Origin of the sequence: Bacillus sp. 196mf (assembly GCF_003217275.1) — a bacterium.
Lineage (GTDB): Bacteria > Bacillota > Bacilli > Bacillales > Bacillaceae_G > Bacillus_A > Bacillus_A thuringiensis_S.
The window spans coordinates 45,441-68,890 of sequence record NZ_QJTG01000021.1; the positions used below are offsets into that span (position 1 = coordinate 45,441).

The following is a 23,450-nucleotide window of genomic DNA, read 5'->3' on the forward strand; positions in this document are numbered from 1 at the left end:
TTCTATAGTGTAGTTGTTAGATTAGAAATATAACATCTTATCGAAAATCATACGTACAAAAAAAGACACTTCAAACGAAGTGTCTTTTTTATTTTAGTGATATCCTTTAGCAGAGTCTTTATGAATTTTATTTTTAAAAATACTGTAGCTCCAAAGCTGATATCCAATAACGATTGGTACCATGACCATTGCTACGAAGAACATAATTTTTAAGTTTAATTGACTACCAGCTGCGTTGTATAACGTTGTACTGTATGCATCGTTAATACGGGATGGTAACATTCTTGGGAACATACCTGCAAAGCCAGTTGTCATAAACATTGCGATTGTTAGACAAACGAATGTGAATGCAAGGCCGATTTTATGTTTGTACACCATAATAAGTGCGAGTACACTCATTAGCATTGCAAGTACTGGAAGAATGAATAGTACCGGATATTCCGTAAAGTTTTGGAATAAGTTTGTCCGATTAGCAGTTGCTACATAGAAGATAGCTAAAATAATAGCTGCAGCCATTGAAAATGGTCTTGCGATTTTATAAGCACGGTCGGATACTTCACCAGTCGTTTTAATCATGACCCAAAGGGCACCGGATACGACAAATATAGCAGTGAAGAACAACCCTCCTAAAATACCGTAATGGTTTAGTAAGCTAAGTAAATTTCCTTCATAACCATTTTTTCCGATTTGTAGTCCGTAATAAAGATTAGCGAACGTAACACCGAATAGGAAAGCAATTAAAAAACTGCCAATTGCAAATGCCCATTTACAAGTTTTTTGCCAAATCGGTGAATCATCTTTATGCATGAATTCCAGTCCAGCGGCACGCGCAAACAGTGCAAGTAATACTAAGAATAACGGTGTATATAGATAACTAAACATATTTGCATATGTGACTGGGAAGGCAGCAAATGTTGCGCCACCAGCTGTAATTAACCACACTTCATTACCGCCCCAGAATGGGCCAATTGCTTCTTGTAATTGATTTCGTTCTTGTCGATCTTTCGTAACGAAAGGAAAGATCATTCCGTTACCAAGTGCATACCCGTCAAGAATGAAGTAAACTGTCCAAATCACGCCCCATAAACCAAACCAGATGATTGCAAGCATATCATGAGACATGGGCCACACCTCCCTCAGTAGCAGGTTCTTCTAATGCTGCAGGTCCTTTTTTCGCGAACTTCAGCATTAAGTAGACGTCTGCGATTAAAAGTAAAGTGTAGAACAAAATTAAACTAATTAATGAGAACCAAATTTGCGGGACAGATATAGGTGATACAGATTCTGCTGTACGCATTAGTTTATATACTGTCCAAGGTTGGCGACCTACTTCAGCGACAATCCATCCTGCGTTAATCGCGATATAAGGAAGTAAGACAGACCATATTGTAATTTTTAAATAACGTTTTGAGTTTTCTAGTTTTCCTTTTCGGTTTAAATAGAAGCCATACCAAGTTAATGCCATAAAGAACATACCAAGTGCAACCATTAAGCGGAAGCTATAATACACGAGGTTAACATTTGGACGTTCATCTTTCGGAATATCTTTTAAACCAACAATTTCGCCATCAAATGAGTTTGTATAGAAGAAGCTTCCGAGTTTTGGAATCGTAAGGAATTCAAAGTTTTTCTCATTTTTTACATCAGGAATTTGAACAATTGAGAAGCCTTGTCCTTTTCCAGTTTCCCAAACTGCTTCCATCGCAGCTCCTTTTGCTGGTTGATATTTAGCTGCTGATACACCAGATTGATGTCCCATAAACGGTGTAATTGTTGCGGCGAATAAGCCTAACATTAAACCAAACTTAAATGATTTTTTGAAGAATTCCACTTCATTTTTACGTAATAAGTGATAGGCACTAATTGCCATAACGAAGAAAGCACCTACGATATAACAACCAACTACAGTATGGAAGAACATATTCCAAGCATATGGATTTGTAACGAGTGCCCAGAAATCATTTAATTCAGCGCGGCCATTACGTACTACGTAGCCAACAGGGTTTTGCATAAATCCGTTTGCTGTAATAATCCAAAGTGCGGAAATGTTTGTTCCAAGTGCAACCATCCACATACAGAAGGCACGGAACTTTGGTGAAATTTTGTCTTTACCGAATAACCATATTCCCATGAAAGTAGATTCTAAGAAGAAGGCAACGAGTGCTTCGATTGCGAGAGGTGATCCGAAAATATCTCCCATATATTTGGAGTACTCAGACCAGTTCGTTCCAAATTGGAATTCCATCGTAATCCCAGTTATAATCCCCATTACGAAGTTAATTGTAAATAATTTACCCCAGAAATTTGCCATTTTACGGTATGTTGGATTCAATGTGCGGGCGTATTGAGTTTCCATACATGCTACTAAAATGACAAGTCCGATTGTCAAAGGTACAAATAAAAAGTGATAAAAAATAGTAATTGCAAATTGAAAACGACTCAGTAACAGAACGTCGGACATAATAAATATTCACTCCTTTTTTACATTATCTACAATCAGTTTATAGTGAAAATACGTTTGAAGTATGTGAGACTTGTTACAAAGCTGTGTGTATATTTTGAAAGAATTATGTCGATTATCTGAAAATATCTTATTTTTACTATAAAGCGATATCCTTTTTGAGTTTTTCATATTTTGGTACACTATATAAGTAATGTAAATGAGAGAAAAGAGGGTTTTTTACTATGAAGTCATTAGAAGAGATTTTACAATACAATGAAAAATTTGTTGAAGAGAAAAGATACGAAGAGTATGAAACGGGAAAATTCCCGAATAAAAAAATGGTAATTATCTCTTGTATGGATACTCGTCTTGTTGAATTATTACCAAAAGCAATGAATATGCGTAACGGTGATGTGAAAATTATTAAAGTAGCAGGAGCTGTTATCTCACATCCATTCGGAAGTATTATGCGTAGTATTTTAGTTGCTGTATATGAACTTGGTGCTGATGAAGTTTGTGTAGTTGGTCACCACGATTGCGGTATGGCAAAAATTCAAGCAAGCAGTACAATTGAGAAGATGAAAGAGCGGGGTATAACAAATGAGAAATTAGATACACTCCGTTATTCTGGAATCGATTTAGAAAGATTCCTACAAGGGTTCTCTAGTGTAGAAGAAAGTGTAGAACATAGCGTATCGATACTTCGCAACCATCCATTACTTCCAGAAGAAGTGCCTGTTCACGGTCTTGTTATAGATCCTGATACAGGAAAATTAGATTTAGTTGTGAATGGTTACGACAATTAAGAATTTACTTTGTCATCCTTTTTATCTGGGACAGGATCAAATCCTCCCGGGTGGAAAGGGTGACATTTTAATATACGCTTACAAGTAAGCCAAAAGCCTTTGAGGGCACCATGTTTTTGAAACGCCTCTAATCCGTAATGAGAACAAGTCGGATAAAAGCGGCAAGTTGGTGGTGTCATCGGAGAAATGAACTTTTGATAAAAGCGTATAATCCCAATAAAAATCTGTTTCATAATGGTCTCCTTTTCAGCATAGTCTTAAAGTATTATAGCACGACTGTACATAATACTTTACTAATGTGCATTTCCGTTATATCATATTGGATATAACGGAATTAAATTAAAAGCGGGAGAGATGTTGTATGCCATCAGTAGAAAGCTTTGAATTAGATCATACGATTGTAAAGGCACCTTATGTAAGACATTGCGGAGTTCACAATGTAGGTAGTGACGGTATTGTAAATAAATTCGATATTCGTTTTTGCCAACCGAATAAACAAGCAATGAAACCAGATGTTATTCATACGTTAGAACATTTATTAGCATTTAATTTACGTAAATATATTGATCGTTATCCGCATTTTGATATTATCGATATTTCACCGATGGGCTGCCAAACAGGATATTATCTTGTAGTAAGCGGAACACCGACAGTACGAGAAATCATTGATTTATTAGAACTAACATTAAAAGATGCGGTTCAAATTACAGAAATTCCAGCTGCAAATGAAACACAATGTGGTCAAGCGAAGCTTCACGACTTAGAAGGAGCACAACGCTTAATGAACTTCTGGTTAAGCCAAGATAAAGATGAACTTGAGAAAGTGTTTGGATAAAATAAAAAACTGCCTGTGAAAGGGCAGTTTTTTATTTTATTAAGAGCGAACATGTTCTTTTTTTATGAAAGTATACTAGACACTCCAACATATAAAACAAAGGCAGAACAGAGAAAATAAACAAATGCTTTCGTTTTTTGCGGCTTCTTTATTTCATCGATTCCAAAAAGGATACACATAATACTTAAAAGGATAAACACGTAAGGTAAAAGAATAGTGAAGTTTGCAAAGAAGCTAAATAGGGCGAGAGAAAGAGCGATAGTGGCGATTATAATTTGAATGTTTTTTAACATGGAATCCCCCTTAAGTAGAAAGAAATAGTTACTGAGAGAAAATAATTATAAATGCTAAATTGGTCAAAATTTCATTCTACATATAACGAAAGTAGTTTGATATTAAAAAGAAGAATATGAGACTGGAAACGAAAAAATACGGGATACTCATTGATTTTCGTCCGGATTTCAATTCATTAATTCCTAGAAGAATAAAGAAACAACTGAGAATAAATTGTACGTATGGGAGAAGTAAAAAATTATCGGTAACATGGATATAAGTGCTTAGAATGAGTAAGAGAAGCATGAGAAATGCTAAAAAACTCCGTAATATAGTTAGAGTTAGCATTGTATAGCCTCCTTTAGACCATTTATCGGAATATTTCTGTGAAACCAATAAATAAAGCAGCGGCTCCTGCTAGTAGAGCGAGCACACTACCTCCTGTTTGCCTTTTTAATATTTCCTCTAAACTTATGGTGAGGGCCATAACTCCTAAAGAGATAAACATATACGGCATTATTTCTCTATTACTAGTAAAAAATCCATAGATTGCTATAGATAAAGCAATAAGTGATAAAGTAATCCGTACTCCTTTTAGCATGCATGTACCTCCTTTTATTTGATATAGCTAATGATGAGAACAATCCAAATGAAAGCACCGGCAATAATACAAATAAATCCAGTTGCTGCCTCCTTTTTCTTTATTTGTTCAAATGCGATGAGAAACATTAAAGCCCCTAATAGAAATTGTGAAAGAGGTAAAAAATTATTTTGACCTGTATATAATCCAATTGCCGACATAACGATCACAGTGAGTGCTACTATGATGCGAAGTATACGAAGCATATTAGGAATTCTCCTTATTCTTTTTTGTATAAGGATTGTCTTCTAGTTTATCGACGGAATGTTTATAAGCATAGCCTTTATTAATTGTCATGATGGAGAGTACGAGGATGATTAGGACGATGATAATACCGATAATTAATATTTTGAACATAAAATCCCTCCTTTTCTTTATTTTACATAATTTTGTAATTAATGAAAACAATAGAAAATAAAAGGATGAAAGAAGGGTGTTACATGGAGACGAAAAAAACATATTATATATCAATAGGAAATGGTCAAATTTCACAAGTGAAGACGGCGGATACGTATAATTTTGAGATTTCCGCAAATGATGAGGAAATTACGGAATTAAGAGAGCACTTTGATCAAGCATATGTAGAAGATTTAGGGTCATTTGTACGCTCCCACGTTCCATTTGTTGAGTATCATCACGATTCAAATAATGACCGATATGATGAACAACTACAAAAAGCATATAAAATGATTTACGATTTAGGGAATCATGAGACGAAAGAATTAGTCGCACAAATGGGAATAATCAATGGATTGTAATTGGATAATATTATGCAGAAAAGCGAGAATATGCTACAATTTGTGGTAGGAAAAACTTGTAACCATCAATAGGGGAGTAATGGCATGTACAAATTTAAAGATTATTACCACAACACTGTACAATTATCGTTTGAACGTTATCCATTTTCTCCTGAGCCAAAGCATGTTTGGGTTGTATGCCGGTACGGGGATCAATGGTTATTAACACATCATTTACGTCGCGGTCTTGAATTTCCAGGTGGTAAAGTAGAAATAGGGGAAACACCGGAAGAAGCGGCAGTTCGAGAGGTTCATGAAGAAACCGGCGGCATAGTTTCTGATTTAACTTACTTAGGACAATACAAAGTATCTGGAAAAGACAAAATAATCATTAAAAACATTTATTTTGCAACAATTAGTGCGGTAGAAGAACATACGCATTACGAAGAAACGAAAGGGTCTGTTTTATTAAAAGACATTCCTGACAACATTAAAACGAATAGAAAATTTAGCTTTATAATGCGCGATGACGTATTAGCGCGTACGATGAAACATATAGAAGAAATCGGCTGTTTTACGAAGTAAAGTGGCCGGTTTCTTTTTTTTGTATGTAAGAATAAATGTAAATATATCTTCACATTATTTTGGGTATATTATACAATTTTGTAAAGATATATTTACATTTTAGGAGGGGGAAGATGGATAAAAGAAAAGAAACGACTGTTACTGTTTCGATGGTTAAATTAAACTTTTCTTTATTTTTTATAATAATTGCTTTGTCGTTTGGAATTGGTTATTTGCATATATTTCTTTCAGGTGGGGTTCAAGTTGAAGTTACATTATTAACGATGTTTCTTTTTATTATCGCAATGATTGTTCTCGTTTGTATTCATGAAGCGATACATTTAATTGGCTTTCGCTATATCGGAGGTGTTCCGTGGAGTGAACTAAAATGGGGCGTTAATTGGAAATTAGGTGTTGCATATGCTTATTCTAAACAGGCGGTTACAGTAAAGCAAATGAAGAAAGTGTTAATGCTTCCGTTTTTACCAACTGGAATTTTGCCAATTGTATTGGGATTAGCTATGAATCTGGAGCCACTCTCATTTTTAGGAATTCTACTAACAGCAGGTTGTATCGGTGACATTGCCGTATATCAAAAAGTTTCAAAGTTTCCAGATGATGCGCTAGTAAAAGATCATCCGAGTAAACCGCAGTTTACAGTATATGAATAATAAAGGAAGAGGAGGCGTTTTTGAACAACTGCCTCCTCTTATTATTTTTTGTCGGTGAATCAAGATATCGTGAAAATTGTTGATATAATTTAATTACTATTATTGTGTTTTTATCTCCACCTCTAAAAACAAAAGCACCTCCAACAAATCATCTACGATACGTGAATGCTTAAAATCACCCCAAAACGAATCTTTTTTCCAAACACCAAGAATCCCTACTTGTTCAGAACCAAGCACATCGTTTTCTGGATGATCTCCAACATAAAGACATTCTTCTGCCTTAACATCTAGTCTTTGCAAAGCACGTTCGAAAATTTCAGGGTGAGGTTTTTTAATTCCTTCAGCTTCTGAAACGAGAATGGTGTTTGTATACGTATGTATATGTAGTGCTCGAAGGTTGCTCATCTGAAATTCAGTAAAACCATTTGTGATAATACCAATTTTAATGTTTCGCTGTTTTAACTGTTGAAGTAGTTCATGCGTGTTTTTGAAAGGAATACAATGATGTTGGAAGTTTGTAATATAGTCGTGTAGCAGTTGCTCTTGCGTTAAAGTAGTAATGTTGTATTCGGAAAGGAGAGTAGCATATACTTTATCCTTCCACGTATAACCATTATTATCGAGTTCAAGAAATCGAGAACAATACTCTGATTTCTCTATACTCATCAAATGTGAGGAGAAGCGATTATATTGTTCACAAATAAATTGTTCTAAAGATTGGCGCCGATCTAATAGTGTTCCATCTAAGTCGAATAAGATTGCACGAATCATGAGAAGCCTCCTTGCAGTTTTTATAATTAATTATCGCATATTCGTTAAAAAATGATTATTATATTTTTGTAGAATGTATTGATGGAGGACTGTATGAAGAGACTGTATGGCAAGTTAGTAGGGGTTATCGTTGCAATCGGCTTACTAGCAGGATGCGAAAGTTCTATGAAGAGTGTGAAAGAAAAAGAAGTGTGTAAAACAGACGAAGAATGTGTGGAAATAGGAGATAAGAAACTTCAAAAAGTATATGAAAAAATAGATGGATTATCTGAGCTTGAAGCAGTAGAAGATTATGAAATAGAAGAGCATGAAAGTGCGGATATGAAAGAGGCAGAGCAGAAAAAAGATGATGAGGATGATGATGAAAGTTATTTCTTTTTAGCTTCTTATTATATCGATGGTGATGAAATTGTAGATCCTTATTTTGAAAAAATAGAACGGAAACGTTTAAATAAAGTATTCGCTGAAGATAAAGAAGCGAAAGAAGAGGTGCTACAACAACGTCAAGATAGAGGGTATCATGAAGACTTATGGGATATGTATCGTACACTCATTCCAGCTAAATATCGTGGGAATATAACAGAATTTGATTTAATAACAGATGGTTATGACGGTGTTGTTGCCCATGTTATGCCGAGTATGGAGAATCCGAAAGACTGGACTCTTAGCCTAGATACGCTTGATTCTGCGGTAAATATCGATGAAGTGATGAAAACATTAATTCATGAGACGGCTCACGTGTTGACGCTCGGGCATAAGCAAATACCAGTAGATGAAAACTATGTAAAGGCTTTTGAAGAAGATAAAGATATTTCAACGTACCGAAATAAATGTGGAAATCTTTTCTTACAAGAGGGATGTGCGAAGGGAAAATCTTATATTAATCAATTTTATAACTCTTTCTGGAAACCAATTGAGCAAGAGTGGACAGAAAAGAAAGTAGAAGAAAATGAAGAGGCACAAATTAAATTTTATAAAGAAAAGCATGATGAGTTTGTATCGTTGTATGGAACAACAAATGTAACGGAAGATATCGCAGATACATTTACAGCGTTCATTTTACAAGATTCAAAAAAAGTGAAAGAAGGAACAGAGTTAAAATATAAGAAAATTGCTTTCTTCTATCAGTTCCCTGAGCTTGTAAAAATGAGAGCGGAAGTGCTGTCAGGATTATATGATGTTTCGAAAACGATAGAACAACAAAGTGGAGACTAATGTGAGTTATGCGTTCGATATAGTTTCGTTAAAGTAAAGCGTGAAGAATTTTTAATTCTTTGCGTTTTTTTATGTTTATAAAATTGAAAATTCTGTATTTTTCTTTAAAAGAAGAAGGAACTGGCGGTATAAAATAGAATTAGTATAAAAATGTCACAATTTAGACACAATTATAATGCGCGTGTTGTAGGGACTATAAGTTTACTCTCGAGGAGGTAATGAAACGTATGAAAACGATTCTTGCTGTTGCTGGTCTCATTTGGGTAATGTCTCACGGTTTTCCGATTTTTGAAGGGGAGCAAATTCGTAGTGCTTTGAATGAAAAGTTTAATGATTATCATGTGATAGATCGAAAAGATAATGTCGTTACAGTACGTGTGAAAGACTGTTTCCATACAGTTACGGTTGCGGATGGAAACATTACAAATGAAACGAAAATGTGTGATAAAAGGTAAAAGAAAGAAGCTGACTATAGCGTACTGTTTTGAGTCAGCTTCTTTTTCTTTTTCCAATTAGAATTTTTTCAAATGCCTCAACAAATACATACATAAGAGTTGCAAGAACACATGTGAGTAGTACGCTAAGTAAGACGAGTGTGAAGTTAAAGACTTGGAATCCGTAGCTAATTAAGTAGCCAAGTCCTTGTTTGGAAACGAGAAGTTCTCCGAAAATAACACCGACCCAGGATAAACCAACGTTTACTTTTAACGTTGAGATAATTGCTGGAAAGGATGCAGGGAGAACGACTTGCTTATAACATTGCCATTTATTTGCACCAAATGTGTCCATCACTTTTATATAGTTAGAATCGACTTCTTGAAATGCACTGTAAATAACGAGAATGGTAATGATGATGGAAATGATTACTCCCATTGCGATAGAAGATGAAATGTTTGGGCCGAAAATAACGATGATGATTGGACCGAGTGCAACTTTTGGCATTGCATTTAGGACGACGAGATAAGGATCAAGTACGCGGGCTAGAAGTGGCATCCACCAAAGGAACGTGGCAATAATAGCACCAAGTACTGTTCCGAGAATGAAGCCTACTCCAGTTTCCAGTAATGTCGTCCATATGTGGACCCAAAGTGAACCGTCGATCCATTTCGTTAAGAAGAGATCCCAAATACTCGAAGGAGAGCTAAAGAGTAAAGGATCAATCCATTCTTTTTTACTAGCTATTTCCCATAGTGCAAAGAAAAGAATAAGTAGTAAAAGTTGTAGCGAGCGAGCAATCCAAGCGCGTCTGCGTTCGTTCTTTCGAAATTGTTCATGTAGTTGTTTTATATTATCCAAGTCGTTCCAGCTCCTTCCATATATCTTGAAAGAGGGCTGGGAAATCGTAGTGATGGCGTGCTTCTAACGGTGATAAAGAACGGATACTTTCCGGGACGATAAAGGTTTTTGCGATTTTTCCGGGATTCGCTTGCAGTAAATAAATACGATCACTCATCGCAATCGCTTCTTCAATATCATGAGTAACAAGTAGTGATGTTTTCTTATATTTATTTAGTAAGTTGAAAACGAGTTCTTCTAGTTTTAACTTCGTTTGATAATCGAGTGCGGAGAATGGTTCATCTAGTAATAAAATTTTCGGATCAGTCGCTAATGTTCGAACGAGAGCGGCACGTTGACGCATACCGCCGGATAGTTCACGAGGATATTGTTCTTCTACACCATGCAGACCGACTTGTTTTAAAAGATTTAAAGTATGTTCTTTCATCTGCTCATCATAAATCTTTCGAATATGAAGTCCGAGCATAATATTTTCTTCAATCGTTTTCCAAGGGAATAAGTAATCTTGTTGCAACATATATCCCATAGATGATGTTTTCGTTGTAATCGGTTCACCATCTAAAAAGACGATACCGTCAATTGGATCAAGTAGTCCAGCAATGATTGAGAGGAGCGTTGTTTTACCACAACCACTTGGACCGAGTATAGAAATAAATTCGCCTTCTTCCACTTGTAAGCTCATGTCTTCGAGAATAAGTTTGGCATTCTCTTTTGCAAAAAAGCAGTGAGAAACGTTACGTATTTGTAAAAAACTCATACACTTCGCCTCTATTTCTTAATAACGCTTTCGGCAATTTTTGTATTGACGAGCGCTTCATGTGGGACTTCTTTTTGTAATTCGCCAGCGTCTTTCATAATAGTTTGGAGCTGTTTCCATTCTTCCGCATCTAGTAGTGGATTTGTCGCATAAGAATGCTGTTTTTTGTACCGTTCAATTACTTTTACTGTTATGTCTTTTGAAGTGTCTTTAAATAGCGGGGAAACAGCATCAGCAATCTCTTCTGGACTATGTGTATCAACCCATTGCTGTGCTTTATAGAGAGCACGTGTGAACTTTTCAGCAGCAGCTTTATCTTTCTTTAAGAAACTTTCTTTTGCCATGAACGTTGTATAAGGAACAGTACCAGATTCATTTCCGAATGAAGCGACGATATAACCTTTACCTTCTTTCTCAAGTATACTTGCAGTCGGTTCAAAGAGCTGTACAAACTCTCCAGTACCAGATGAGAAGGCATTTGCAATATTAGCAAACTCGATATTTTGAATTAAGTTTGTATCTTTATGAGGGTCAATGCCATTTTTCTTTAAAACGTATTCTCCAACCATTTGCGGCATGCCGCCTTTACGCTGTCCTAAAAATGTAACACCTTTTACGTCATTCCAATTAAAAGAGTCTAGTTTTTTACGTGAAACTAAAAATGTCCCATCTGTTTGTGTAAGCTGTGCAAAATTAATGACAGGGTCTTTCGCTCCTTGTTGATGAACGTAAATAGACGTTTCAGAACCGACGAGAGCAATATCAATTCCGCCAGATAATAGGGCGGTCATCGTTTTATCGCCACCAGCTGTTGTTTGTAGGTCAATATTTAGTCCTTCATCTTTAAAAAATCCTTTTTCAATCCCAACATATAATGGGGCATAGAAGAGAGAATGGGTAACTTCGCCGACGCGAATGTTTTGAGTTTGTTCTTTCGTACCTTCTTTTTTACTACTACAAGCAGCAAAAGTAAAAACAGCTAGTAACATGATGCAAAAAATCGCGATTAATTTTTTCACTATATAACACCTCCTAGAAGTCACTCTACAAGCATGATATGTAGGTAATCGCCCATATGTGAGTGTAGATAGCAGGAATTTTTTTGGTGGTAAAGAAGTACAAATATAAGGGGTGATAAAATGGAGTACGAATACGATGATAGCGTACATTTACATCTTGATTATTTCGGGACAGAATGTGATATGGAATCGATTGCTTATAAGAGAAAGAATGAAGACGTATGGGATGTGTATTTTAATTTTGGAGTATACGGTATTCAGAAAGACGATGTAGGGTTAGGGAGATTTATGGACGAATATGCTGGTCATTACGTTTTTTCTGTACATGCTCGCGATCTTAGCTGGGAATTTGGAAGTGCCCAGTTTGAAGAGTGGGTGTTGAAAAATCGGATAGTAGAAAAAACGCTACAAAAATAGGAGGAATTTTGTGATTGGATTTCTCATCTTATTATTTATTTTTGTGGCCGGATTTTTTATCATGCAAATGCTTATTTACCGATTTGCAAAGAAAAACATCCATAAATATACAAAAATAAAGTGGTTTCATATGTGGCTACATATGAATATGAAAAAAGGTCCGAGATTAGATTTTTTTGATTTTGTAATTATAGTACTCGTATGTATCGTATGGAAAATATGGCTGCTTCCCTTTATATAATACACATACTAATCATTTTCTCTTTTATCATAAAATAACGAAAAGAACCTGTCTTGTGGCAGGTTCTTTTCGTTATAGTAATAGTTGTTAAAAACGTGCAACGCCTTTTTATTAATTCTTTCGTATTTTCATGTTAAATCTTTAATAGCAGGACTTCTAAAAAATAGTTATTGTATCATAAAGTGGAATGCTGAAATTAAGTTTTTCAAGAATGAGTAATTTGTATGCCACAATTTAACTGTTGATTAAGGGAATATTAAGACAATACATTTATGATAGAAACAAGTATGCAGACGAAATATGTAATATATGTTATTTTAATAGAAATAGTTCTTTCGATGCGAGGGAAATTAAGACATAGAAACGAGGGAATGAATTGAAGTATGGTTCTACACTTTTTCATCTTCCAAAAAGAAATATATTAATTTCTAGCATTATAAGTAGTATGGTGACTTTATTAGTAATAACTATGCTGTTTATGATTTTAAAGGTTTTTAATTTAGATATGATGAAAGATCATTTAAATCAAAAGCTTGTTTTAAGTGTTATGATGATTTTCATATGGGGCATAACGTTTTATATTACGCATTTCAATAAAAAAGAGATGTCTATACTTAGAGCATCTCTGCGAGTGCATTTTATATTACTTTTACTAGCTCATACAGTAGCGTTATTTTATATTGTCATGCAAGTTAATATGATTTTCATAGAGGCAATGAATTGGATTTACTTTTATAATATGCAGTTTATATTAAGTTTTGTAGTAATTTATGCAATATATATTCTTGTATATAATTTAATAGGTAAGGTTTTTCTAAGTATGGTTTTAACGAGCTGTACGTTAGTCATTTTAGGTATTGTGAATTATTTAAAGCTTATTTTCAGAGGCGATCCGTTATATCCTTCTGATTTCACACAAATTACGCATATGCAATCTGTTATACCGATGGTGATGGACTATTTTAGCTGGAGCTATATTTTTGTCATTATCTTAAGTATCGTAGCTTGTATTGTTGCAGGGATATATATGAGAAGCTATATTCAAAATGTAAAGATTCATCTAGGAATTAGAGCCTTATTAGTAGTAGGATCTATTTTTGTTTTATATGCGTACGGTAATTTTGCGAATACATTTATGAATAAAGTATTTCAAAAATCAGGTGTAGATTTTGTTTTGTGGAATCAAAATGAGAACTATGCTTCAAATGGTTTTGTACTTGGGTTTATTAGCAATTTAGATACAACAGTTATGGAAAAACCAAAAAATTATTCTAAAGAAAATATGCTTCAAATAGCAAACGATATAAAAAAACAATATAGTGGAAATATAGGGAGCCAAAAGAAAAAAGAGAAACCGAATATTATTTTTGTAATGAGTGAATCGTTTTGGGATCCGACGAAAGTAACTAACCTTTCTTTTAGTGAAGATCCTGTACCAAATTTACATCATTATATAGAAAACTTTCCTGGTGGACAAACTATTTCTCCTACATTTGGGGGAAATACGGCGAACGTTGAATTTGAGGCATTAACAAGTTATTCAATGAGTTTGTTAAAGCCAGGTTCTATACCATATCAGCAGGTCATTACAAATAAGAAAGAAATTCCATCAATCCCTACGGCGTTGAAGAAAGAAGGTTATTACACAAGTGCAATTCATTCATTTGGTCGCACATTCTTTAAACGTGACGATGTATATAAGGTGTTAGGATTTGATAAGTTTAATGCAGATGACACGATGGAAAATGTGGATATTGATGGAGATTATATTAGTGATTTAGCGATGAGTAAAGAGATAATTGCTGAGTTAGAGGAACAAAAACAGCCAACATTTATTCATGCAGTTACGATGCAAAATCATTTTCCATTTACAGAAGGCCGATTTGGTGAAAACCTAATAGAAATTAGCGGTCTAGAAAATGAAGAATCAAAGGGAGAATTAGAGACGTATACAGAAGGATTAAGACGTTCAGATGAGGCTCTTCAATATTTAATAGAGCAACTAGATAATTTAGATAGACCTACATTATTAGTATTCTTTGGAGATCATCTTCCATCATTAGGAACAAATAAATCTTTTTATAAAGAAAATGGGTATATAACGAATGAAAAAACACCGAGCGAACGTTTAGCGATGGCGCAAACTCCGTTATTAATGTATGCAAACTTTGATATGCCAAATGATAATTTAGGTTTAGTAAGCCCAATTCATTTTTCTAATCTTATTTTTGATTATGCAGGATTAAATAAATCCTTATTTTATCAATTTTTATCGGAACTTTACAAGGAAATACCAGTGCTTAGAGATGAATTAAAAGTTGATAAAAATGGAGAAGTAATCAATGATTTAACAAAGAAACAAAAAGAAATGTTAGAGCAATATAAAATGCTTCAATATGATTTACTCGTTGGAAATCAATATAGTAAAGATATTCTCTTTAAATAAAAGAAACAAAAAGAACTTGTATAACGATACAAGTTCTTTTTTCATAATATTTAACGGGGTAACCAGACAAGCTGGGTTTAGGGAGTATTACTTGTACATTTAGTATATATGAAAATATAATCGTTTTATTTGTGTATTTGTGAGAAATGTGTGAATTTTATGTTTTATAAAAAACGATTATGTTAACGTTCATTCTTATATTGCAGTTGTTATGTCTGTAAAAATTTTATCAGTTCTTTATTTAATTCATCCGCTTGATCGATTGGTGAACCATGACCACTATTTGTAAGAGCATGTAACTGAGAATTTTTAATTCGTTGTTGCGTAAGCTCAGCACTTTTGTAAGGAATTAGTTGATCGTGAACGCCGTGGAAGATTTTTGTTGGGACGTTAATTTTATTTAAATCTTTCGTTACATCTTCATTTGCAGCTGCTTGTAAAATTTTGATAAGGGCATAAGAAGCGGACTGCATACCGAGATAAGAAAACCATTCAAGGGTTGCAGCTCCTAAGTTTCTATTGAAAAAGGATAAAGATACATCATTTAAAAATTTTGGTAAATTAGCATACATTTGATTAATGAGAGCATCTGCTTGTTCTTTCGGTACACCGTAAGGGGACTCTTGATTTTTAACGAAAGAGGGAGAGACAGCGTCAATTAATGCGAGCTTAGAAATGCGGCGCCCATTATAGCGAGACATATATCGAATAGAAAGAGCACCACCAACTGAGAAACCGACTAATGTAGCGTTCTCTACTTGGAGTGCTTCTAGAACAATTGCGATATCATCGGCTAATCGATCATACGTGTAACCAGTCCATGGCTTATCAGATTGTCCATTCCCTCGTATATCCATGGCGATACAGCGAAAGCCATGCTCTGGTAAAACATTGAGTTGATATTGATACATTTGATGATTTAAAGGCCATCCGTGAACGAAGAAAACAGTCTTACTACCTGGACCAGGATTAACGTTTTGCACAAAAATATGCACATCTTTCTCGACAGTAATAAACATAAATTTCCCCCTGTTCTATCAATAGGCTCCATTCTAAAAGCTTTGTTTTACTTTTTAGGCCGTCTATATAAAACATCCTCCATAATATACGTATTAATGATCATAGATTTTATGCTCTGTATATAGTCTAAATATATTGCGTTTTTGGTACGATTTTCCTCAAATGTTCGATTTATCTTTGTTTGTCTATGAAAATCATTTATTATAATAAATGGTATTCTTCGAGATATTATTTTGAAGGGGTGTTGAAGTGAAAGAAAGTTTTCTATCATATAAAGAAGAAGAAAAGAATGCAAAAATCCTTTTATGGGTGTTATATGTCATTGTTATTGTATATCAAATTTTCTATGCAATCGTATTAGAAGAGAAATCAATAATGGATAAGGGATACAACATAATATGGCAAGTTATTTGCGGAGTAGCAATACTGTGCGTGAATATATATTTAATGAAAAAAGAGAAGGCAAACCTTGTTAAATATGCATGGATATTTGCATACATAGCGATAGAAATCGCTAATATATTTGCATATGTTTTTTATAATAAAGCGGCGTTTGATGCGACAAATATAATAGAAATTATTCTCATTTTCTTTGTACCTATATTTTTAAATAAAAAATTCTATGTGTTTTTACTTTCCTCTATTGTAGGAAAATATTTAATTTATTTATTTGTATTAGAGGAAGTAAAAGCATTTATGTTCCTTATTATGTGTACACTTATGTTAATAGCTGCATATATCATTTTAAATCGATTTTTACAATATCTTTCAGCTGTAAAGGAAAGTATTGCGATTGCTAGCGAATCACAGAAATTAGCAGTAATCGGAAAAATGGCAGCGACGGTTGGACATGAAATTAAAAATCCACTCGCTTCATTAAAAGGATTTACGCAATTACAACGAGAGAAGCATGAAGAGGATCCTATTTATAAACGTATGATTTTTGAAATAGAAAATATGAATAATATGATAAGTGAGTTAATGGAAGTTGCTACATGCAAACCTTCTATTTATAAGAAACATGATGTAGGAAAAATTGTATTACAAGTAATAACAAGTCTTCGCGAAAAAATGAATGAATTAAACGTACAGTTTATTTCTAATGTGGAAGAAAAAACAATAGAAGTTGAATGTGATGAACGAAAAATAAGAGGAGTCTTTTTATATACGATAAAAAATGCTTTAGAGGCAATGGAACAAGGTGGCATATTACATTTGCAATTAGAGAATAAAGGGAAAGAATATGTAATAATCAGCGTAATCGATAATGGTTATGGTATTAAGCAAGAAAACTTAACCCGTGTTACAGAGGCCTTTTATACAACGAAACAAGATAAAATTGGTCTGGGACTTACGGTAGCGAATCGAATTGTCGCCGAGCACCTTGGTGAGCTGCATATTTCAAGTGAAAGAGATACTGGAACGAGAATAGACATCATTCTCCCAAGGGAGTGTGGAAATACTGAAATCCAAGTGGAAGAAAAGCTAGGAGTTACCATATGAATAAAGGCTATATATTTAAAAATGAAGAAATAAAGGCGTTGAAAGTATTTTTAAGTTTATTTTTTATTATATTTTTTGTGTATGATCTTGCCTATGAATTTATCGTACCTTTAATCGCGGGAGAGCAAGAAGGCGTAGGAAAGTTTGAAGATGGTTTAGGTTTATGGCTTTACTTTTTGACGGTAGTATTGTTTTGCATTGGAATATACTTTATGAAATGGAAGAATGTTTTTGTGGTAAAGTATATTATTCTAATTGGCTATAATGTATTAGATTGTATCCATAACATTATGATTTATTATGGTAGCGATGCGGAATTTGACGGTGGAAATATAGTAGAAGTATTTTTTATTTTGTTCGCACCAATCTTTGTGAACAAAAGATATTTCTGGTTAGTTCCAGCGATACTTGTCGGGAAGTACGCTCTTACAGGAATCATTATTCAATCTTCTCTCGTTTTAATCCCAATGGCATTATATAGTGTATTTACTATCATATGTTGGATTATATTTTTGAGGGTTCAGTCTTACGTTCGTACGCTTGAGATGATGGACAAAGAAATAAAACAGACAGAAAAACTAGCAGCTGTTGGAAAAATGGCGACGGTTATTGGTTATAAGATTAGAAGACCTTTAGCAAACTTAAAAAAACTTGTGAATAAACAAGCAGACAAGCATCCAGAGGATAAAATTTATAGTGATATTATGAAACAAGAAGTAGATCGGATTCATATAATTGCTACAGAACTTAGTGGATTTGAGAAATCTAAATCACTAGAATCAGAAACTCATAACATACAAGAAATTATCTCTTATGTTATTCGAGTTATGGAAAAGCCTGCTTTAAAACAAGGAGTCTACATACAAGGTATTTACAGTAAAGACTTACCATCAATTACATGTGATGAAAAACGATTAAAACAGGTCTTTTTTAATTTAATTAAAAATGCAATTGAAGCAATGTCAGTTGGCGGAACAATTACGATTAAAGTTACTGTAAAAGATGGAATCATCATTCAAGTGAAAGATGAGGGATGCGGCATTCCGAAAGATAAAATTCCAAAGTTAAATGAAGCCTTTTATACAACGAAAGAAACAGGAACTGGTCTAGGTTTAGTAGTTACAGAAAAAATTATTAAAGACCACAACGGTAAAATGAATTTTGAAAGTGAAGTTGGGGTTGGAACGACGGTTGAGGTTATGTTACCACTGCATTAAATAGAAAAAACATCACTTCCAAATAAGTGATGTTTTTCTATTTTATCTTGCTATTTGTGGATAGTAAAAATCTCATTTTATCGATAAAGAATGTATGATGTATTTCTAAGATCAAAATGTTTTTTTAGTTTTTATTATGGATTTTTCAGTGAAAAATTTAGACTATAAAAATTAATTGTTTTTTTCTAAAAAAACTATTTTCTTTTTTGGGTTTTAATGGTATATTCAAAACACGATAAATAAATACCTATTTTTGGCACACTATTCGAAAGGATAGGTCGCAAAGCTAAGAGTCTAAGGTAATGAAAATTACTATGATAGTCTGGTTGCAGTTTGGATTTTCACACATAGTTGTATGTATGAAAATCGAAGAGGCAACCAGATTTTTTATTGTCTCAAAAAGAAAAAATAAATGGGCACACTATTCGAAAGGATAGGTCGCAAAGCTAAGAGTCTAAGGTAATGAAAATTACTATGATAGTCTGGTTGCAGTTTGGATTTTCACACATAGTTGTATGTATGAAAATCGAAGAGGCAACCAGATTTTTTATTGTCTCAAAAAGAAAAAATAAATGGGCACACTATTCGAAAGGATAGGTCGCAAAGCTAAGAGTCTAAGGTAATGAAAATTACTATGATAGTCTGGTTGCAGTTTGGATTTTCACACATGTTGTGATGTATGAAAATCGAAAAGGCAACCAGGCTTTTTATTTTCTAGGAATACACATTATGATTGTAAATTTAGCTGAATAATAAATTTAATGTTCGAAATATTCGGTTCATAAGAAGCGAGGGAGGGAAGTACATTGCAAAATCAAATAGGTAAATTTGGGCGTATACTTCTCGCTGGAGGAATATTATTTACGCAAGTTGGTGTGCTAGATTACTCTGCAACGAAAGTTTATGCGGTTACAAACGACGAGCAAGGACGTTTTATCGTTCATATGGATAAACAAGAAATAAAAGTTGATGAAAATGTAGTATTAAAGATTACAAATACAAATAAACAAGATGCTAATATCGAGCTGAAATTATCTAATGAACAGCTGTTCAATGAAGCAGAAACGAAAAAAATGAACGAAAACAATAAAGCGATTCAAAACATTTCAGTAACAGAAGATCACATTGTAAAAATTGAAAAGAATGAACAAAGTAATTTTATCGGTGACGTATATGTAGTCATTCAAATGAAAAAAGCTGGAGAGTACAAATTTGAACCGATAGTGAAGTTTGAAGGGGATGAAAAGAAAATTGAATCTCCTTCTCTACATGTTGTAGAGAAAAAAGAGGCTTTAAATGTAGCCATTTCTGATGAAAATCCAAAGGCTTCAGAGGAAGTTATGAGAAAAGAAATAAGTGAAAAAGTGAAAGTATCGGAAGAAAATAAAAAACAAGAAATAAATTCTACTAATGCTGAAGTTCCAAAAGAAACGAAGACTTTAGCGAAAGAAAAGGTTAATGAAGAACTCGTACCAAAGGAAAATGAATTAAAAGAGAGCAATAGGATAAACGAAAATAATCAGGAATTACCTGCTATTCAAGCTGAGAAGGTATTAAAGAGCCAATCTCTACTAGCTGCTAGTCCTGTTACAAGTATTCTTAAATATCCAAATGTAAAGGTAATAAATAATAGAACAGGTGAAGGGCCTTCTATCTCGGGTAAATATGCTTTTAGATTTGTTTGGAGCCCACAAGTAACATATGAGGTAAAGGGTAGTAGCAATGACAGAACTGGTCAAAGTCAATATACATTTAGAAATTCAAATAGAGAACAGTACGTATTAGTAAAAAAAGCTGGTGAATATCAAGGGAAATGGATTGATGTCCGTATTAATATTCACTCTATGACAGCTTCATCTGTAGATGTTAAAACACCAATAACTAAAGGTGATGCAAAAAACTTTTTACAATTATATGGGAACGGAAGGTCAGGACAAACTTATAATGCTTCCTTTGAATTTTATGAACACGGAACAAGTAAAAAAGTACCATTAACGGCAATGTGGAATTTCAAAAGGATAAATAGTTATAAAAATGTAACGTTACGTAATGATGGTAGTCATTTAACGAATTTATACGTGTATGATACGAGTTCAATTAGGTATCAAGACAAAGGGAATAATAAAATCGAGTTTTCTGGAACAGCAGGTCCAGTAGCTACTCCAGAAGCAGATATGACAATTACATTTGATAATTTAACAGAATTACCGCTAGAAGTTAGATTAAATGCTTCAGGTGTTAATGTATCATACGACCAATTAGCGATTGCACAAATTGAAATTCCAGCTCCAAGTGTAATAGGAGATATTGTGGAAGATAATTCCCGTCAACTTTCTTATAAGGTATATCAAAATATGCCTGCTCAATCGAAAGAGATTCACTATGCGAAATCTTTTGTATTAGAAAGTGAAGTGAATAAGGATTTTACTGTGAATGATGTTTCCATTCAAGATGTGGAGAGTGGAGATGATGTAAGTAGCTTCTTTGATATTAGCAGGACAAACAATAAAGTCACTGCGGTTGCGAAAGTAAATGCGCTAAAAACAGAAGAATTCAACGGGAAAATTTATGAAATGACAATTACAGGTTCTCCTGTAAAAGGTGCTAATGTAATGAAATATTACAAAGATGGTTATCTTGAAATACCGGTGTCAGCTAAAAATTATTTAGATGGCGATAAGAATGGACAAGATAGTAATCGAGATGGAATCGCAAAAATAAGGTATAAAGGTATTCCAACTGGGAAACCAGTCCCACAAAAAGTAGTGCAAGGAACAGATTTAACAAAAATGGATATTTCTAAATTTGTGACAGATTTATCTGTAGATACGAATTTGGATGTAGATAAACCAATATCAGTAGTGAAGTTAATCAATATTCCAGATACCAAAACAATAGGGAATCATACTGTAACGGTTATAATTGAAACGAAGCAAGGTGTACAAGCGGAGATTCAAGTGCCGGTTACTGTCGTTGATGGGACTTTAAAGTTAGTAGACGTACCAAAAGAAATTACATTTGGAGATTTAACAATTCCATCGAAAACAACGACATACGCACCGAAGACGATTTCAAATCCTTTAAAGGTAACCGATGATCGTGTTAAAAAGCAAAAATGGAGTGTATATGTAAAGGAAATCACACCATTAACTTCAGCGCAAAATGACACATTGACAGGAGCATTGATTTACAAACGAAATGGAAAGGATACACCTTTAAGTACCTCTAGTATAGAAGCATTCTCGTATATTTCTAAAAACGACGAGGAGGTTTCACTAAATTGGAAGGAAAACGAAGGAATTCATTTACAAGTAAAACCAGGGCCGAATGTCAAAGCAAATACTAAATATGCTGGACAGCTAGAATGGACATTAACCGATGCTCCTCTCTAAAAATATATGAAATATATAAATTTTAGAAAGGAGAGAGTAATGAAAAAAATAGTTGGTATTATCGTTTCCACAGTTATATGTGTGCCGTTTCTTATGGCAAATGTAGTAACGGCTACAAGTACGAATTCAAAAGCGGGTATTACATTTTCGAATAGCTATACACCAAATACATCAACTGATCCGACAAAGATAAATACAAAAAAAGAGACAGTTGATAAAAATAAAAATGGAGATAAATATTTACCGAAAACAGGAGGCCAGACACGGGACTTCAAACAATATATAGGATTGTTTTCGATTGTTTTATCTCTATATGTATTCAAAAGAATTAGGGGAAAGCAAGTGTATTCAAAATAAAAAATAGATGAAAACAGAGAAAAGGGGAAGGTACATATGAAACTAGCAAAATTAGCATTAATCGGTGCAGTATCATTAACATCAGTTGCAGCAGTAGGAACTTCAGTATTTGCGGAAGAGAAAGCAAATATGAAATCAAAAACCGATGTAACGTTTATTGAAGATACAAGCACAACAGATCCAAACAATCCAGAAAATCCAAATGAAAAAGTTACACCAGAGAACCCTGGTGACCATGAAAAAGGAACAAAAGGTCCATTAAGTATTAACTACGTTTCTAACTTACACTTCGGCGAGCAAGTTATCTCTGGTAATGATCAAACATACTTTGCAAAATTGGATAAAGTGAAACAAGGGAGCAAAACAGTTGAAGTACCTAACTTCGTATCTGTAACAGATAACCGTGGTACAAATGCAGGATGGAAATTGAAAGTAAAGCAAAATGCACAATTTAAAAGTGGTAATAGTGAGTTAACAAATGCAGCTTTAAGCTTAAGTAACCCAGCTGTAAATTCTGTAACTGATGCACAATATGCACCTACAACATTTAAAAATAAAGTAACGCTAGCTCCAGGTGGAGATGCGGTGGAAATTACTACTGCCGCAAAGAATAAAGGTATGGGTGATTGGACGACTGCATTTGGTAAAGGAACAGAACAAGGTAAACAGAGTGTGAGCTTATTCGTACCAGGTACGACAGCGAAAGAAAAAGGTGCGAAATATTCAGCTGAGTTAACTTGGACTTTAGAAGATACACCAAACTAAGCTTATACAAGATTAAAAATTAAGAATGACTGAATTTTAAAAATGATCATAAAGGGGTATAAAAC

Annotated in this window: 27 protein-coding genes and 3 riboswitches; of the genes, 15 read left to right on the forward strand and 12 right to left on the reverse strand. The window is 33.9% G+C overall.

Annotated features, from left to right (window positions below):
* Positions 1-93: 93 nt before the first annotated feature.
* Together cydB and cydA are read right to left on the reverse strand one after the other, a co-directional pair.
* Positions 94-1,122 (reverse strand): cytochrome d ubiquinol oxidase subunit II, encoded by a 1,029-nt coding sequence (gene cydB / locus ATL10_RS23115; RefSeq protein WP_000017662.1) that lies wholly within the window; start codon positions 1,120-1,122, stop codon positions 94-96.
* Positions 1,112-2,461: a cytochrome ubiquinol oxidase subunit I gene (cydA, locus tag ATL10_RS23120; RefSeq protein ID WP_001286188.1), complete on the reverse strand. Its 1,350-nt coding sequence runs from the start codon at positions 2,459-2,461 to the stop codon at positions 1,112-1,114. Before cydA ends, cydB begins: the two co-directional genes overlap by 11 nt.
* A gap of 224 nt (positions 2,462-2,685) precedes the next feature.
* Between cydA and ATL10_RS23125 the strand changes: the two genes are divergently transcribed.
* Entirely contained in the window at positions 2,686-3,249 is a 564-nt protein-coding gene (locus ATL10_RS23125) for a beta-class carbonic anhydrase (RefSeq protein WP_000838173.1), read from the forward strand.
* Here the strand turns inward: ATL10_RS23125 and yidD are convergent.
* Positions 3,246-3,482, reverse strand: a complete 237-nt coding sequence (yidD, locus tag ATL10_RS23130; RefSeq protein ID WP_000809334.1) for a membrane protein insertion efficiency factor YidD — start codon at positions 3,480-3,482, stop codon at positions 3,246-3,248. The genes ATL10_RS23125 and yidD overlap by 4 nt on opposite strands.
* 128 nt (positions 3,483-3,610) lie before the next feature.
* On the opposite strand from yidD, the gene luxS reads away from it, so the two are divergent.
* A complete protein-coding gene (luxS, locus tag ATL10_RS23135) occupies positions 3,611-4,084 on the forward strand; it encodes an S-ribosylhomocysteine lyase LuxS (RefSeq protein WP_001141371.1) in 474 nt (157 codons plus the stop codon).
* A gap of 62 nt (positions 4,085-4,146) precedes the next feature.
* On the opposite strand, the gene ATL10_RS23140 is transcribed toward luxS, so the two are convergent.
* The 4 genes from ATL10_RS23140 to ytzI all read right to left on the reverse strand — a co-directional run bounded on the left by ATL10_RS23140 (position 4,147) and on the right by ytzI (position 5,354).
* Positions 4,147-4,377 carry a YczI family protein gene (locus ATL10_RS23140; RefSeq protein ID WP_071713474.1) on the reverse strand — a complete coding sequence of 77 codons (231 nt, stop codon included), beginning with the start codon at positions 4,375-4,377 and terminating at the stop codon, positions 4,147-4,149.
* A gap of 350 nt (positions 4,378-4,727) precedes the next feature.
* Positions 4,728-4,958 carry a DUF3953 domain-containing protein gene (locus ATL10_RS23145; RefSeq protein ID WP_000912059.1) on the reverse strand — a complete coding sequence of 77 codons (231 nt, stop codon included), beginning with the start codon at positions 4,956-4,958 and terminating at the stop codon, positions 4,728-4,730.
* 14 nt (positions 4,959-4,972) lie between these two features.
* Positions 4,973-5,203: a DUF3953 domain-containing protein gene (locus ATL10_RS23150; RefSeq protein ID WP_000944455.1), complete on the reverse strand. Its 231-nt coding sequence runs from the start codon at positions 5,201-5,203 to the stop codon at positions 4,973-4,975.
* A 1-nt stretch (position 5,204) separates the two neighbouring features.
* Positions 5,205-5,354, reverse strand: coding sequence for a YtzI protein (ytzI, locus tag ATL10_RS23155; protein WP_000472791.1), 150 nt, complete (start codon positions 5,352-5,354; stop codon positions 5,205-5,207).
* Positions 5,355-5,437: 83 nt separating this feature from the next.
* On the opposite strand from ytzI, the gene ATL10_RS23160 reads away from it, so the two are divergent.
* The 3 genes from ATL10_RS23160 (at position 5,438) to ATL10_RS23170 (ending at position 6,969) form a co-directional block, all read left to right on the forward strand.
* Positions 5,438-5,755: a hypothetical protein gene (locus ATL10_RS23160; protein WP_000448409.1), complete on the forward strand. Its 318-nt coding sequence runs from the start codon at positions 5,438-5,440 to the stop codon at positions 5,753-5,755.
* Between the two features lie 84 nt (positions 5,756-5,839).
* Entirely contained in the window at positions 5,840-6,319 is a 480-nt protein-coding gene (gene mutTA / locus ATL10_RS23165; protein WP_000276382.1) for an antimutator 8-oxo-(dGTP/GTP)ase, read from the forward strand.
* Between the two features lie 113 nt (positions 6,320-6,432).
* Positions 6,433-6,969: a DUF3267 domain-containing protein gene (locus ATL10_RS23170; protein ID WP_110497578.1), complete on the forward strand. Its 537-nt coding sequence runs from the start codon at positions 6,433-6,435 to the stop codon at positions 6,967-6,969.
* 99 nt (positions 6,970-7,068) lie between these two features.
* Here ATL10_RS23170 and ATL10_RS23175 read toward each other — a convergent pair whose 3' ends face one another.
* Positions 7,069-7,740 (reverse strand): HAD family hydrolase, encoded by a 672-nt coding sequence (locus tag ATL10_RS23175; RefSeq protein WP_000617258.1) that lies wholly within the window; start codon positions 7,738-7,740, stop codon positions 7,069-7,071.
* Between the two features lie 93 nt (positions 7,741-7,833).
* On the opposite strand from ATL10_RS23175, the gene ATL10_RS23180 reads away from it, so the two are divergent.
* Both ATL10_RS23180 and ATL10_RS23185 read left to right on the forward strand, forming a co-directional pair.
* Positions 7,834-8,955: a recombinase family protein gene (locus ATL10_RS23180; RefSeq protein WP_110497580.1), complete on the forward strand. Its 1,122-nt coding sequence runs from the start codon at positions 7,834-7,836 to the stop codon at positions 8,953-8,955.
* A 227-nt stretch (positions 8,956-9,182) separates the two neighbouring features.
* Positions 9,183-9,410, forward strand: coding sequence for a hypothetical protein (locus ATL10_RS23185; protein WP_000849112.1), 228 nt, complete (start codon positions 9,183-9,185; stop codon positions 9,408-9,410).
* 34 nt (positions 9,411-9,444) lie between these two features.
* On the opposite strand, the gene ATL10_RS23190 is transcribed toward ATL10_RS23185, so the two are convergent.
* Genes ATL10_RS23190 through ATL10_RS23200 form a run of 3 tightly spaced genes read right to left on the reverse strand, consistent with a single transcriptional unit; the run spans position 9,445 to position 12,027 of the window.
* Complete coding sequence (locus ATL10_RS23190; protein WP_000368798.1) at positions 9,445-10,251, reverse strand: ABC transporter permease; 807 nt, start codon at positions 10,249-10,251, stop codon at positions 9,445-9,447.
* Positions 10,244-11,008, reverse strand: coding sequence for an ABC transporter ATP-binding protein (locus tag ATL10_RS23195; RefSeq protein ID WP_000009022.1), 765 nt, complete (start codon positions 11,006-11,008; stop codon positions 10,244-10,246). Before ATL10_RS23195 ends, ATL10_RS23190 begins: the two co-directional genes overlap by 8 nt.
* Before the next feature lie 11 nt (positions 11,009-11,019).
* Positions 11,020-12,027 (reverse strand): ABC transporter substrate-binding protein, encoded by a 1,008-nt coding sequence (locus ATL10_RS23200; protein WP_000733141.1) that lies wholly within the window; start codon positions 12,025-12,027, stop codon positions 11,020-11,022.
* A 120-nt stretch (positions 12,028-12,147) separates the two neighbouring features.
* Between ATL10_RS23200 and ATL10_RS23205 the strand changes: the two genes are divergently transcribed.
* The 3 genes from ATL10_RS23205 (at position 12,148) to ATL10_RS23215 (ending at position 15,131) form a co-directional block, all read left to right on the forward strand.
* A complete protein-coding gene (locus ATL10_RS23205) occupies positions 12,148-12,444 on the forward strand; it encodes a DUF3986 family protein (protein WP_110497582.1) in 297 nt (98 codons plus the stop codon).
* 10 nt (positions 12,445-12,454) lie between these two features.
* Complete coding sequence (locus ATL10_RS23210) at positions 12,455-12,685, forward strand: hypothetical protein (protein WP_000578980.1); 231 nt, start codon at positions 12,455-12,457, stop codon at positions 12,683-12,685.
* Positions 12,686-13,061: 376 nt separating this feature from the next.
* Positions 13,062-15,131: an LTA synthase family protein gene (locus tag ATL10_RS23215; RefSeq protein WP_098236122.1), complete on the forward strand. Its 2,070-nt coding sequence runs from the start codon at positions 13,062-13,064 to the stop codon at positions 15,129-15,131.
* 209 nt (positions 15,132-15,340) lie between these two features.
* Here the strand turns inward: ATL10_RS23215 and ATL10_RS23220 are convergent, their stop codons facing one another.
* The gene (locus tag ATL10_RS23220; RefSeq protein ID WP_110497584.1) at positions 15,341-16,150 is read right to left on the reverse strand and encodes an alpha/beta fold hydrolase; all 810 of its coding nucleotides are present in this window, start codon (positions 16,148-16,150) and stop codon (positions 15,341-15,343) included.
* A 250-nt stretch (positions 16,151-16,400) separates the two neighbouring features.
* On the opposite strand from ATL10_RS23220, the gene ATL10_RS23225 reads away from it, so the two are divergent.
* The 5 genes from ATL10_RS23225 to ATL10_RS23245 all read left to right on the forward strand — a co-directional run bounded on the left by ATL10_RS23225 (position 16,401) and on the right by ATL10_RS23245 (position 23,385).
* Positions 16,401-17,654, forward strand: coding sequence for an ATP-binding protein (locus ATL10_RS23225; RefSeq protein ID WP_016512215.1), 1,254 nt, complete (start codon positions 16,401-16,403; stop codon positions 17,652-17,654).
* The gene (locus ATL10_RS23230; protein WP_001032635.1) at positions 17,651-18,871 is read left to right on the forward strand and encodes an ATP-binding protein; all 1,221 of its coding nucleotides are present in this window, start codon (positions 17,651-17,653) and stop codon (positions 18,869-18,871) included. Before ATL10_RS23225 ends, ATL10_RS23230 begins: the two co-directional genes overlap by 4 nt.
* A gap of 245 nt (positions 18,872-19,116) precedes the next feature.
* Positions 19,117-19,205: riboswitch (cyclic di-GMP riboswitch) on the forward strand.
* Between the two features lie 71 nt (positions 19,206-19,276).
* Positions 19,277-19,365, forward strand: a riboswitch (cyclic di-GMP riboswitch).
* A gap of 71 nt (positions 19,366-19,436) precedes the next feature.
* Positions 19,437-19,525: riboswitch (cyclic di-GMP riboswitch) on the forward strand.
* Between the two features lie 152 nt (positions 19,526-19,677).
* Complete coding sequence (locus ATL10_RS23235; protein WP_110497586.1) at positions 19,678-22,263, forward strand: WxL domain-containing protein; 2,586 nt, start codon at positions 19,678-19,680, stop codon at positions 22,261-22,263.
* Positions 22,264-22,302: 39 nt separating this feature from the next.
* Positions 22,303-22,620: an EF2685/EF0750 family sortase-dependent surface protein gene (locus tag ATL10_RS23240; RefSeq protein WP_000724871.1), complete on the forward strand. Its 318-nt coding sequence runs from the start codon at positions 22,303-22,305 to the stop codon at positions 22,618-22,620.
* A gap of 36 nt (positions 22,621-22,656) precedes the next feature.
* The gene (locus ATL10_RS23245) at positions 22,657-23,385 is read left to right on the forward strand and encodes a WxL domain-containing protein (protein WP_110497588.1); all 729 of its coding nucleotides are present in this window, start codon (positions 22,657-22,659) and stop codon (positions 23,383-23,385) included.
* Positions 23,386-23,450 lie beyond the last annotated feature (65 nt).